Origin of the sequence: Cryobacterium sp. TMS1-20-1, assembly GCF_004402355.1 — a bacterium.
In the GTDB taxonomy this organism is placed as follows: Bacteria; Actinomycetota; Actinomycetes; order Actinomycetales; family Microbacteriaceae; genus Cryobacterium; species Cryobacterium levicorallinum.
Genome location: NZ_SOGF01000044.1, coordinates 57870 through 70856, shown reverse-complemented (window position 1 = coordinate 70856; position 12987 = coordinate 57870). Strand labels below are relative to the sequence as shown.

9 protein-coding genes and 1 pseudogene are annotated in these 12987 nt (G+C 66.6%); all 10 read left to right on the top strand.

Features of this window, described 5'->3' with window-relative positions; translation table 11 throughout:
• Positions 1-3 precede the first annotated feature (3 nt).
• The 10 genes and pseudogenes from rsmH (at position 4) to murC (ending at position 12844) form a co-directional block, all read left to right on the top strand.
• Complete coding sequence (gene rsmH / locus E3O45_RS09160) at positions 4-975, top strand: 16S rRNA (cytosine(1402)-N(4))-methyltransferase RsmH (RefSeq protein ID WP_134443194.1); 972 nt, start codon at positions 4-6, stop codon at positions 973-975.
• Complete coding sequence (locus E3O45_RS09155; RefSeq protein ID WP_134443119.1) at positions 972-1535, top strand: hypothetical protein; 564 nt, start codon at positions 972-974, stop codon at positions 1533-1535. Before rsmH ends, E3O45_RS09155 begins: the two co-directional genes overlap by 4 nt.
• A gap of 27 nt (positions 1536-1562) precedes the next feature.
• Complete coding sequence (locus tag E3O45_RS09150) at positions 1563-3371, top strand: penicillin-binding protein 2 (protein ID WP_134443118.1); 1809 nt, start codon at positions 1563-1565, stop codon at positions 3369-3371.
• 15 nt (positions 3372-3386) lie between these two features.
• Positions 3387-4931 carry a Mur ligase family protein gene (locus tag E3O45_RS09145; protein ID WP_134443117.1) on the top strand — a complete coding sequence of 515 codons (1545 nt, stop codon included), beginning with the start codon at positions 3387-3389 and terminating at the stop codon, positions 4929-4931.
• Positions 4932-6341 (top strand): UDP-N-acetylmuramoyl-tripeptide--D-alanyl-D-alanine ligase, encoded by a 1410-nt coding sequence (gene murF / locus E3O45_RS09140; protein ID WP_134443116.1) that lies wholly within the window; start codon positions 4932-4934, stop codon positions 6339-6341.
• A complete protein-coding gene (gene mraY / locus E3O45_RS09135; protein ID WP_092450543.1) occupies positions 6338-7429 on the top strand; it encodes a phospho-N-acetylmuramoyl-pentapeptide-transferase in 1092 nt (363 codons plus the stop codon). Before murF ends, mraY begins: the two co-directional genes overlap by 4 nt.
• Positions 7429-8943 (top strand): UDP-N-acetylmuramoyl-L-alanine--D-glutamate ligase, encoded by a 1515-nt coding sequence (gene murD, locus E3O45_RS09130; protein WP_241985299.1) that lies wholly within the window; start codon positions 7429-7431, stop codon positions 8941-8943. The genes mraY and murD overlap by 1 nt, the downstream gene beginning before the upstream one ends.
• Positions 8944-8948: 5 nt before the next feature.
• Positions 8949-10289, top strand: coding sequence for a putative lipid II flippase FtsW (ftsW, locus tag E3O45_RS09125; protein ID WP_134443114.1), 1341 nt, complete (start codon positions 8949-8951; stop codon positions 10287-10289).
• A complete protein-coding gene (locus tag E3O45_RS09120) occupies positions 10286-11359 on the top strand; it encodes a glycosyltransferase (protein ID WP_134443113.1) in 1074 nt (357 codons plus the stop codon). The genes ftsW and E3O45_RS09120 overlap by 4 nt, the downstream gene beginning before the upstream one ends.
• 74 nt (positions 11360-11433) lie before the next feature.
• A pseudogene (murC, locus tag E3O45_RS09115) lies at positions 11434-12844 on the top strand (UDP-N-acetylmuramate--L-alanine ligase).
• The last annotated feature ends 143 nt before the right edge of the window (positions 12845-12987 follow it).

Genomic DNA, 12987 nt, shown 5'->3' with positions numbered 1-12987 from the left:
ATTATGGCCAGCAACGACATTCCCAGCAACAAGATCCACACCCCGGTACTGCTCGAACGCTGCGTCGAGCTGCTTACCCCCGCGCTCGAACAACCCGGAGCCGTGCTCGTCGACGCGACGCTGGGAATGGGCGGTCACGCCGAAGCGATCCTGTCCCGCTTTCCGGGGCTCACGCTCGTCGGCCTCGACCGCGACACCGAGGCCCTCGCCATCGCCGAGGAACGCCTCAAGGGATTCGGCGACCGGGTCCACCTCGTGCACACCGTCTATGACGGCATCGGCGAAGCCCTCGACGGCCTCGGCATCACCGAGGTCGCCGGCGTCTTGTTCGACCTCGGCGTCTCCAGCCTGCAGATCGACCGGGTCGAACGCGGCTTTTCCTACTCGAAGGATGCCCCGCTCGATATGCGCATGGACGGCACCGCCGGCCTGACAGCCGCGAGCATCCTCGCCGATTACAGCGAACGCGACCTCAAGCGCATCTTTCAGGACTACGGCGAAGAGAAACTGTCCGCCCGCTACGCCAAGGCCATCGTCGAAGCTCGCGAAACGACTCCCTTCGTGCGGTCGGCACAGCTCGTCGACGTGATCACGAAGGCGACCCCGGTCGTGGTTCAGCGGCAGGGCCACCCGGCCAAGCGAGTCTTCCAGGCGCTCCGCATCGAGGTCAACCAGGAGCTCGCCGTGCTCGAGCGGGCCATTCCCGAAGCGCTCGAACGCGTGCAGGTCGGTGGGCGCATCGTCGTCATGGCGTACCAGTCGCTCGAAGACCGCATCGTCAAACGGGCCCTCGCCGCGGCATCCGGTTCAACCGCCCCCGCCGGCCTGCCGGTGGAACTCCCCGAACACAAACCGCTCTTCACCCTGCTGCTGCGCGGAGCCGAACTGGCATCCGACGAGGAGAAGGCCATCAACCCCCGCGCGACGCCGGTTCGGCTGCGCGCTGCTGAACGACTGAGAAGGGCCGCCGCATGAGCGACAACCTGGCACGCGTATCGTTTGCGGTCGAACGTGAAAAGTTCGAGACGCCGGAGCGTCGTCCCTTTCGCATCGTCTCGTCGAACCCGAGACGCCGGGCGCGCCCGCGCATCTTCTATGCCCTCACCGCGGTGGCCGGCATGGCTGCGATCATCGTCGCCCAGCTGCTCCTGAGCGTGGGCATCTCCCAGGGAGCCTACGAGATCTCCAGCCTTCAGTCGAGCCAGTCCGAACTCGGCCGCACGGCCGCGGGCGTCAGCGAAGACCTCGTGCGGGTATCCTCGCCGCAAAGCCTCGCCGCCAACGCCGAGGGACTCGGCATGGTCACCAACTCCAACCCCGTCTACCTGCGCCTGTCCGACGGCGCTGTTTTGGGCGCTCCGGCCTCGGCGTCGGGTTCGCAGGCCGGAGCGGCCAGCCTCGTTCCGAACGCCCTGCTGACCGGCAGCGCCCTGCTGTCGCAGCTGCCCGACGACGCCGCGGCGGCAACGGGCGCTGTCGCGATCACGAGTGCTCCGGTAGTTCCTGCAGGACTCGCGGCGCCCACTACCCGATAGTTTCTCCGTGTCGACCATGATGGGCAGATGAGCGTGCGCAACAGCAGTGCCCGAACCAACCCGACCAACACCCGGTCCAGTCGTCGACGCACCTTTTTCACCATCGTCGTGCTGTTCGCCGTCATCGGTGTGTTCGTGGTGCGACTCGTCGATATTCAGGTGGTGCAGGCCGATTCGCTCACCAAGGACTCCGTGGGAAACCGTTCAGTCGGCCAGGTGATCTATGGCTCGCGCGGCGAGATCGTCGACGGGAACGGTGTGGTGCTTGCCGGAACGGTCATGCGCTACAACATCACCATGTCGCCGGTCAACGCCACCCCCTTCAAACGCACGGTCGACGGAAAAAAGGTCGAGGTCTCGGTGGCCGAGGCGGCCGCCGAAATCGGTGCCGCCACCGGGCAGACCGGTGACGCCATTCTGCTGACTATTTCCACCGCCCTGGAGGCCAACGCCAAGGCCAATTTCGCCTACATCGCCCAGAAGGTCGACGTCGACGTGCTGCGCGCCGTGCAGGAGCTGCACATTCCGTGGACGTACTCCGAGAACAGCCCGAGCCGGGTTTACCCGAACGGAGCCGTCGCCGGCAATCTGCTCGGCTTTCTGTCGGGGGAGGGAGTGCCGCAGGCCGGCCTCGAATCCGGGCAGGACGCATGCCTGGCCTCCACCAACGGTTCGGAAACCTATGAAAAGGGAGCCGACGGCGTGCGCATCCCGGGGAGCAGCGTCACGAGCACCGAGGCCGTTGACGGCGGCGACGTCGTCACCACCATCGACTCTGACCTGCAATGGTTCGTGCAGCAGACCCTTGCCGCTCGGGCGCAAGAGACCGGAGCCGCCTGGGCGAACGCGGTCGTGCAGGACGCCAAGACCGGCAAACTTCTCGCCGTCGCCGACTACCCCTCGGTCGACCCGAACAATGTGGGCGGTACCGAAAACCCCGACGATCGCGGATCCCGGGCCTTCACCCAGTCTTTCGAACCGGGGTCGACCTTCAAAGCGCTCACCGCGGCATCCGTTCTCGATGCTGGCGTTGCCACACTCGATACCGGCGTCGTCTCGCCCTACCGCTACCTGCCCTCCAACGGCGCCAATATCAATGACAGCCACTCGCACCCCGACCAGAACATGACCCTCACCGGGGTGCTGATCGACTCGAGCAACACCGGCATGTCCAAGTTCGGCGAGATGCTCACCAATCAGCAGCGCTACGACTATATGAAGGCCTTCGGAGTGGGCACCGCCACCGAGACCGGATTCCCGCGCGAAGACGGCGGCATTCTGCACCCCGCCGACGAATGGGACAACCAGACCAGCTACGCGACCATGTTCGGGCAGGGCCTGACCACGAGCGCGCTTCAGATCGCCAGCATCTACCAGACCATCGCCAACGACGGCGTGCGCATGCCGGTGCAACTGGTGGAGGGCTGCCGGCAGGCCGACGGCACGCTGACCAATGTGCCCGATGCCACCGGCACCCGGGTGCTCTCCGAAAGCGCGGCGAACGACACGAGCGACGTGCTCGAGATGGTCTATCAGAAGAGCTGGGTGAACAGTAAGTGGAACATTCCGGGCTATCGCGTCGCCGCTAAGACCGGCACCGCCCAGATGCCCGACGGGCACGGTGGGTACTCTAGCGGGTACCTCGTTTCGGTTTCCGGGTTCGCCCCGGCCGACGATCCACAGTACGTCGTCTCGGTCAGCATCGCCGATCCTGTTAAACTGAACACATCTGCCGCACCGGCTCCGGTCTTCCAGGAGATCATGAGCCAGGTTTTGAAAAAGTATCGGGCGGTTCCCTCCGGCGCGAGTGCGCCCGATCTCTCGTCCACCTGGTAAGAAAGCGAGCCCTGCGTGTCTGAATTGGCGCCGTCGGCTCTCCGTCCCGAGCATCCCGTTCCGCGGTCGTTGTCGGGATTGGTTGCCGAATTTGATCTAGAACTACGTGGAGACATCGACGGTCTCGAAGTCACCGGGGTGAGCCTGAGCTCCCGCACGGTGCAGCCCGGTGACCTCTACGTCGGTGTACCCGGAGCGCACCTGCACGGAGCCACCTTCGCCGCCGCTGCGGCAGAGGCCGGTGCCGTGGCTATCCTGACCGACCCGGCCGGGGCGCTGCTGGCCGCGGGCAGCGGGCTCCCCGTGCTCGTCACCCCGGATGCCCGCGCAGCGCTCGGCGCCGTCTCCGGGTGGATCTACCGCACCGCCGACAACCCGGCGACCCTGTTCGCGGTGACCGGCACGAACGGCAAAACCAGCGTGGTCTACCTGCTCTTCGGCATCCTAAACCAGCTCGGCATCGTCTCTGGGCTGACCTCCACCGCCGAGCGCCGCATCGGTGACCTCGCCGTGACCAGTGCGCTGACCACCCCGGAGGCGAGCGAACTGCACGCCCTGCTCGCCCGCATGAACGAGGCCGAGGTGCGCGCGGTCGGCATCGAGGTGTCGGCCCAGGCGCTCAGCCGCTACCGGGTCGACGGGCTGGTCTTCGACGTCGCCGCGTTCACCAACCTCAGCCACGACCACCTAGACGACTACGCGGCGATGGACGACTATTTTCAGGCCAAGCTCGAGCTGTTCCAGCCCGACCGCTCGCACCGCGGCGTCGTCACCGTCGACACCGACTGGGGCCGGCGCATCGCCGACGAATGCCGCATCCCGGTCACGACGATCACCAACCACACGGACATTGACGCCGACTGGCGCATGACCGTGGTCGGTGAAACCGCCAGCCACACCGATTTCGTGCTCGACGGGCCGGACGGCCGGCGCCTGCGCACCCGGGTTCCCCTGCTCGGCTGGTACATGGCTGCGAACGCCGCCCTCGCCATCGTCATGCTGGTCGAATCCGGCTTCGACCTCGAGGCGATTCAGCACACCCTCGACCGAGACGGCGGCATCGTCGCTTACATTCCCGGCCGGGCCGAGCGCATCTCCGGCGACCGGGGCCCGCTCGTCTACATCGACTACGGGCACAGTCCGGACGCCTTCCTCAATACCCTCGAGGCCCTGCGCAAATTCACCCCCGGCAAGCTGATCATGCTGTTCGGCGCTGACGGTGACCGTGACACCACGAAACGCGCCGATATGGGCGCTATCGCTGCCCGGGGCAGCGATATCGTGGTCGTGACCGACTTTCACCCGCGCTACGAAGACGCCGCGAGCATCCGTGCTGTCTTGCTTGACGCAGCGCGCGCGGCCGTTCCCGACGGCGAGTTCTACGAGGTGGCCAACCCTCGTGCGGCATTCCGCACGGCGTTGTCACTGGCACACGAAGGAGACACCATTCTGTATGCCGGCCCAGGCCATGAGGACTACCACGAGGTACAGGGCAAGAAACTGCCCTACTCCGCCCGCGAGGATGCCCGCGAAGCGCTGCGTTCGGCGGGGTGGCTGTAAATGATTGCCCTCGCCCTGACCGAGATCAGCGAGGCCGTCAACGGTGCGCTGCACCTGGCCGGTCCGGCCGAAGCCGCTGACCAGATCAGCGGCTCGGTCCAGACTGACTCCCGCCTGATCGAGCCAGGCTCCATCTTCGTTGCCAAGCCCGGTGCGGTGACCGACGGCCACCTGTTCGCGCCGGTCGCCGCCGAGCGCGGTGCCGCCCTATTGATCGTCGAGCGAACGCTCGACCTGCCGGTCACCCAGATCGTCGTCGCCGATGCCGTGGCCGCGCTCGGCGCCCTCGCCGCGGCCGTGGTCGCCCGGGTACGCGCCGCCGGAACGCTCAAGGTGGTCGCCGTCACCGGCTCGAACGGCAAGACCACCACCAAGAACCTGCTGCGCAGCATGCTCGAACGGGTCGGCCCGACCGTCGCCCCGCGCGGATCCTTCAATAACCAGGTCGGCGCGCCGATGACCATGCTCGAAGTCACGGCCGAGACTCGTTTTCTCGTGATCGAGATGGGCGCCAGCAGCGAAGGTGCGATCGCGCACCTGGTGCGCCTGGCCCGGCCCGACGTGGGGATCGTGCTGACCGTCGGCCTCGCCCACGCCGGCGAGTTCGGTGATCTTGATGCCACCGTTCGCGCCAAATCCGAGATGGTCACCGACCTGCTGGAAACGGATGTCGCGGTGCTGAATGCAGACGATCCGCGCGTCGCGCAGATGGCCGCGCTCACCCCGGCCCGCATCGTGCGCTTCGGCGAGTACGGTCAGGTCGACGTGCGCGCGAGCGACCTGCATGGAGGCCGCACCGGCACAACGTTCACCCTGCACCTCGCCGGCGGGCAGAGCGCTCCGGTCGTGTTCCGGGTGCTCGGCGAACACCACGTTATGAACGCCCTCGCCGCTGCCGCCGCCGCTGAAGTACTCGGGGTCTCGCTGCCCGACATCGTCGCCGCGCTCGAGGCCACGACCCGGGCCGAACGCTGGCGCATGGAGGTTCTCGGCGGCAAGGACGATGTCACCGTCATCAACGACGCCTACAACGCAAGCCCCGACTCGATGAGCGCCGCGCTCAAGACTCTCGCCCAGATCGGCACCCCCGGAAAGCGCACCATCGCCGTGCTCGGCGAAATGGCCGAACTGGGCGAACTGGCCGGTGAGGAGCACGATCGTATCGGCCTGCTCGCCGTGCGCCTCAATATCTCGCAGGTGATCGTGGTCGGGCGGGGTGCCCGCCGCATGCACATCAGCACCATCAACGAGGGGTCCTGGGACGGTGAGTCTGCCTATGTCGACACGCCGGACGAGGCCTTCGAACTGGTGCGCAGCTCAGTGAATCCGGGCGATACCGTGCTCGTCAAGTCATCCAACTCCGCGGGTCTGCGGTTCCTCGGCGATCGACTGGGAGACTTGTTCTCGTGAGAGTCCTGCTACTGTCCGGCGCGTTTTCACTCGCCTTCACCCTGTTTCTGACGCCGCTGTTCATTCGGCTGTTCAAGAAGTTCGGCTGGGGCCAGTTCATTCGCGACGATGGGCCGAAGAGCCACCACGCCAAGCGCGGCACCGCCACCATGGGCGGAATCATCATCATCCTGGGTGTGTTGATCAGCTATTTCACCGCCATGCTGATCGAGCAACGACCGTTCACCCCCTCGCCGCTGCTCGTGCTGTTCATGATGGTCGGCCTCGGACTGGTCGGGTTTCTCGACGACTTTCTGAAGACCCGCAACCAGCGCAGTCTCGGCCTCGGCGGCTGGTCCAAGGTGCTCGGGCAGGTCATCGTCGCCGGTGCCTTCGGCGTGCTGTCGCTGCAATTCGTCGACCGCAACGGTCAGACCCCCGCCTCGACGAGCGTGTCCTTCATTCGGGACCTGCCGCTTGACTTCATGAAACTGGGCACGTTCATCGGCATCGCCGTGTTCCTGCTCTGGATCTGCCTGATCGTGGCCGCGACCTCGAACGGAGTGAACGTCACCGACGGTCTCGATGGCCTCGCCACCGGAGCATCCATTTTCGCCATTGGATCCTTCGTTGTGATCGGGTTCTGGCAGTCCAACCAGAGCTGCTTCGGGGGAGCGGATGCCGCCGACCAATACAAGTGCTACCTCGGCCCCGACTCCTTCGACCTCGCCATCGTCGCCGCAACCATCGTCGGCGGCCTGATCGGGTTTCTCTGGTGGAACACCTCACCGGCCAAGATCTTTCTCGGCGACACCGGCTCGCTCGCCCTCGGCGGGGCGCTGGCCGCCCTCGCCATTCTCAGCCGCACCGAACTGCTCCTCGTGCTCATCGGTGGCCTGTTCGTGATGGAAGCCGGCTCGGTCATCGTGCAACGCGCGTACTTCAAGATCACCCACGGTAAACGCATCTTCCTGATGAGTCCGGTCCATCATCACTTTGAGCTCAAGGGCTGGGCCGAAGTCACGGTTGTCGTGCGGTTCTGGATCATCGGCGGCCTGCTCGTCGCCGCCGGTGTCGGCTCGTTCTACCTCGAATGGCTGTCGCAATAGTGAACTCTGAAACCCCCGCTGCCGGCGACCGCCTGAACGGGCTGGTCAGCTGGCACGCCGACTGGCGAGGCCTGCGCGTCGCCGTGCTCGGTCTCGGCGTGACCGGCTTTGCCGCCGCCGATACCCTCGCGGAACTGGGCGCCGACGTGCTCGTGCTCGCCTCGCCGGGCGCCGACGAACGCTTCGACCTGCTCGGGGTTCTCGGGGTGCCGTTCGTGCAGGCTGACCTGCGTGAGGTGCCGGCTGAGCTGGCGGCGCAGCTACCGGAATTGATCATCGTCTCGCCGGGATTTCACCCAGATCATCCCCTGCTGCTCTGGGCGGTGGAGCACAACGTGCCGGTCTGGGGCGACATCGAGTTGGCCTGGCGGCTTCGCGACAAGGTCGGCACTCCGGCCGAGTGGATGCTCGTCACCGGCACCAACGGCAAGACCACCACGGTGCAGCTGACCGCCACGATGCTTGCCGCGCACGGCAGCCGGGTCGCCCCCTGCGGCAATATTGGCGTGCCCGTACTTGACGCCATTCGTGACCCGCAGGGCTGGGACGTGCTCGTCGTCGAACTGTCGAGCTACCAATTGCACCACCTGCCCGCAAACGGCCCGGGCGCCCTACGTCCCTGGGCCAGCCTCTGCCTCAACATCGCCGATGATCACCTCGACTGGCACGGCTCCGCTGCGGCCTACCGCGCCGACAAGGCGAAGGTCTACCTGAACACGGCGGTGGCCTGCGTCTACAACACAGCGGATGCCGCGACCCTCGCGATGGTGCAGGACGCCGACGTGCAGGACGGCGCCCGCGCGATCGGTTTCGGTCTCGGCGTGCCCGGACCGAGCGAATTGGGGATCGTCGACGGCATCGTCTGCGACCGGGCCTTTCTCGAGGACCGCTTCGAACGGGCCCTGGAACTGACCACCGTGCCGCACCTCGTCGCGGCCGGGCTCGGCGCCCCGCACGTGATCATGGACGTGCTCGCCGCGAGCTCCCTGGCCCGGTCGTTCGGGGTCGAGCCGGCGACCATCCACCGCGCGCTCGAAACCTTCCACCTCGACGCACACCGCATCGAAACGGTCGCGATCGCCGACGATGTGGAGTGGATCGACGATTCCAAAGCCACCAACCCGCACGCCGCCGATGCCTCGCTGGCGGCCTATGAGTCAGTCGTGTGGGTGGTCGGCGGGCTGCTCAAGGGCGTCGACATCGCCGAGCTTGTGCAGAAGCACATCGGCCGACTACGCGGCGCCGTCATCATCGGCGTCGACCGGGGGGCAGTCCGCGAAGCATTCGCGCGACACGCCCCCGACCTGACCGTGTTTGAGATTGACGCGAACGACACTGTATCCAACGGCGGCGAACAGGTGATGACGGCTGCGGTGCGGCTGGCAGCCTCGATCGCGCAGGCTGGCGACACCGTTCTGCTCGCACCGGCCGCCGCATCGATGGATCAGTTCGAGAGCTATGCCGAACGCGGCCGGCTTTTCAATCAGGCAGTACACGACTTCTTGGGCAGGTGACGCGGATGGTACAGGTGCCTCGCAACCCCGCCTCTCGTCCGGCCGGGCAGAACCCGGGCAGCACGGGCGCCACACCCGGAAAACGCCCCAATCCGGGGGCGCGCCCCGGGCGCCCGGCGCGGATTCCCGAACAGGCGGTGGCGGGCGGTGCACAGGTCCGAATCAATCTCGGTCGGGTGTTCAAGGCCGAGGGCGGCAACTACTTTCTGCTGCTCGGCACCACCCTGTTCCTGGTGGTTTTCGGTCTCATCATGGTGCTGTCGTCGTCGTCGGTCGATTCCTTTCTGGCCGATATGGGCTTCTTCGGCGGGATCCTGCGCCAGGGTATGTTCGCTCTGATCGGCATTCCCCTCATGCTCGTCGTGAGCCGGCTGCCGCTCGCTTTTTGGCGTCGCGTGGCCTGGCCGGCGATGCTGATCACCTGCTTCTTTCAGTTTCTGGTCGTGGCCACCGGCCTGGGCGTCGGCACCGGCGGCAACACCAACTGGCTGAACATCTTTGGCATTCAGTTTCAGCCGTCCGAGGGCATCAAGGTTGCCCTGGTCATCTGGCTCGGCGTGATCCTCTCAAAGAAGCAGCACCAGCTGCAGGACTGGAAGCACGTGTTCATTCCAGTCTTCGGTGTCGGCGGCGGCGCAGCATTTCTCGTCATGCTCGGCGGTGACCTCGGAACCACGATGATCATGGCCGGCATTTTGTTCGGTGCGCTGTTCTTCGCCGGCGTCAAACTGCGCCTGCTCGCCGTACCGTTGCTGGTCGGCGTCGGCGCAGCGGTTGTGCTGGCCATCGCGAGCCCCAACCGGCTGACTCGCATCACGAGCTTTCTCAACGAGGGCTGCACGGAACTGGTCGGGGAGATCTCCTCGAGTTGCTGGCAGCCGCTGCACGGCACCTGGGCCCTGGCCAACGGAGGAATCTTCGGCGTCGGCCTCGGAAACTCCAAGGCCAAATGGTCCTGGTTGCCGGCCGCCGACAACGACTACATCTTCGCTATCATCGGCGAAGAACTCGGCCTGATCGGCTGCATCGTCGTTCTCGGCATGTTCATTCTGCTGGCCTTCGCCTTTTTGCGCATTATGCGCGCGGCCACGACCGTGCAGGCGAAGGTCTCCATCGCCGCCGCCATGGTTTGGATCATCGGACAGGCCTTCGTCAATATCGGCGTGGTGCTCGGGGTGTTCCCCGTGTTGGGTGTACCGCTGCCGCTCATCTCGGCCGGTGGTACTGCCCTGCTCACCACCCTCGTCGCGATCGGCATCGTGCTCTCCTTCGCCCGCGGCGACCGTTCGAGCGACGCCGAGAGCGCCTTTCACGACACCAATCTTATTGAGGCTGACCGAGCATGACTACCTACCTTCTGGCGGGCGGAGGCACCGCCGGCCACGTCAACCCCCTGCTCGCCGTCGCCGACCGCATTCGCGCCAGCGAAGCGGATGCCACGGTGTTGGTTCTCGGCACCGCCGAAGGTCTCGAGGCGCGCCTGGTTCCGGCCCGCGGCTACGAACTCATCGTCGTTCCCCGGGTGCCGTTTCCGCGCCGGCCGAACCGGGCGGCCCTGGCCTTTCTGCCACGCTTCAGCGCGGCCGTGCGTGGGGTGGCCGCGGTCATTCGCTCTCGCAAGGTCGACGTGGTCGTGGGCTTCGGCGGGTATGTCTCCACGCCGGCCTACCTCGCGGCCCGGCGTGCGGGAGTGCCGATTGTCATCCACGAGGCCAACGCCAAGCCGGGCCTGGCCAACAAACTCGGCGCCCGCCTGACCGAGTACGTCGGTGTCGCTTTCGCCGGCACCCCGATTCGGCACGCCCGCTTCGTCGGAATGCCGCTCCGGCCCGAAATTGAACAGCTCGACCGGTCGGCCGTTCGCGCCGAGGCCCTCGCGTTCTTCTCGCTTGAGGCGGATCGTCCCGTGCTGCTGGTCACCGGGGGATCGCTCGGCGCGCGCAATCTCAACGCGACCATTCTGGCCTCGGCGCCCGCGCTCGTGGCCGCCGGCTGGCAGGTGCTGCACATCACCGGGTCCAATTCCGAGATCGTCGACCCCGGCGTGCCGAACTACCACCTGGTCGCCTACTGCGATCGCATGGACCTGGCCCTCGCCGCAGCCGATTGCGCCGTGACCCGGGCGGGAGCGGCGACGGTCAGCGAACTCTGCGCGCTCGGCATTCCGGCCGTATACGTGCCGTATCCGGTCGGCAACGGCGAGCAGCGCTTTAATGCCGCGCCGGTGCTGGCCGTCGGCGGCGGTGTGCTGATCGATGACGCGGACTTCGTGCCGGCCTGGGTTCGCAGCGAGTTGGTGACCCTGTTGGGTGACCGGCTGCAGCTGGCGAAGATGGGGCGGGGGGCGGCATCCGTCGGTGTGCTGGACGGCACGGCCCGCATGCTCGACCTGGTGCACGGGGCGCTCACGACCTGAGTGTCGGTCGGCGCGCGTAACCTAGTGCCCGCACGAACTGTTTTATTTGCTTCGATCGAGAAGAGCGCACCACCGTGATCAAACCAGACCTCACCCTGACCATTCCCGAGGACCTCGGACGTGTGCACTTCGTGGGCATCGGAGGCTCCGGAATGAGCGGAATCGCCCGCCTGTTCCTGAACCAGGGCTATACGGTCACCGGTTCCGNCGCCCAACGTGCAGGCGCTGCGGGAACTCGGTGCGAGCGTGTTCATCGGTCACGATGCGGCCAATGTCGGCGCGGCCGACACCCTCGTCGTCACCGGCGCGCTCTGGCAGGACAACCCGGAGTACGTGCTCGCCAATGAGCGCGGCCTGCCGGTGCTGCACCGCGCGCAGGCCCTCGCCTGGCTCATTCGCGAGCACCGCCTCGTTTCCGTCGCAGGCGCCCACGGCAAGACCACCTCCACCGGAATGATCGTCACCGGGCTGCTCGGCCTCGGCCAAGACCCGAGCTTCGTCAACGGCGGCGTGATCGAATCCCTCGGGACGAGTTCCGCCAGCGGAGCCGACGACCTGTTCGTGGTCGAAGCCGACGAATCCGACGGCTCCTTCCTGCTGTACCACACGGCGGTAGCCCTGATCACAAACGTCGACCCCGACCACCTCGACCACTACGGCTCACTCGAAGCGTTCGAGGCCGCGTTCGTCCAGTTCAGCACCAAGGCCAGCGAGCTCGTCGTCATCTCCTCCGACGATGTCGGCGCCGTGCGGGTCACCGCAACGATCACCGCCGGCCGGACCGAAGCGGATGCCGCCGAGCGCGTGATCACGTTCGGCGAGCACCCCGAGTCCACCGTCCGCGTGCACTCCATCACCACGACCGGTCCGGTGAGCTTCAGCGTCGCCTGGCAGGGTCAGGATTACAGCGCCACCCTGCGCATTCCCGGCAAGCACAACGCCATCAACGCGGCCGGCGCCTTCGCCGTGCTGGTCGGGCTCGGCTTCGAACCTGCGGCGAGCCTCGACGCGATCGCCGGCTTCGGCGGTACCCAACGCCGGTTCGAACTGCACGGCACCGTCGGCGGCGTCAGCGTCTACGATGATTACGCCCACCACCCGACCGAGGTCGCCGCAGCCCTCGCGGCCGCGCGCACCGTCGTGGGGGAGGGCCGCATCATCGCGGTGCACCAACCGCACCTGTACAGTCGCACCCGCCTGTTCGCCCAGGAATTCGCCGACGTGCTCGAGAACTTTGCCGATCAGACCATCGTGCTCGCGGTGTACGGCGCCCGCGAAGACCCGGAGCCCGGCGTGACCGGAGCGCTCGTGTCCGAGCGGTTCCGCGAACCGTCGCACGTCGCTTACGTGCCGGACTGGCAGGATGCCGCTGATTACCTCGCCAGCATCGCCCGCGAGGGCGACTTCGTGGTCACCCTTGGCTGTGGTGACGTGAACCGCATCGTTCCCCAGCTGCTCGCTGCACTCGAACAGGCACGCGGATGAGGTGGCGGTGAGGCGGCCGGCCGGCTTCGAGCGCCCGGCCAAGGCGACCCCGACCCCAGCGGCGAAACCGACTCGGGTTCAGTCGGACGCTCCGTCGACCGCTCAGCCCACTCCAGCGGCGAAACCGGCTCGCTCTAAGTCGT

Bases quoted from the DNA above. Each gene is read 5' to 3' on its own strand.
- rsmH (WP_134443194.1), top strand. From the start codon at position 4: ATGGCCAGCAACGACATTCCCAGCAACAAGATCCACACCCCGGTACTG.
- E3O45_RS09155 (WP_134443119.1), top strand. From the start codon at position 972: ATGAGCGACAACCTGGCACGCGTATCGTTTGCGGTCGAACGTGAAAAG.
- E3O45_RS09150 (WP_134443118.1), top strand. From the start codon at position 1,563: ATGAGCGTGCGCAACAGCAGTGCCCGAACCAACCCGACCAACACCCGG.
- murF (WP_134443116.1), top strand. From the start codon at position 4,932: ATGATTGCCCTCGCCCTGACCGAGATCAGCGAGGCCGTCAACGGTGCG.
- ftsW (WP_134443114.1), top strand. From the start codon at position 8,949: ATGGTACAGGTGCCTCGCAACCCCGCCTCTCGTCCGGCCGGGCAGAAC.
- E3O45_RS09120 (WP_134443113.1), top strand. From the start codon at position 10,286: ATGACTACCTACCTTCTGGCGGGCGGAGGCACCGCCGGCCACGTCAAC.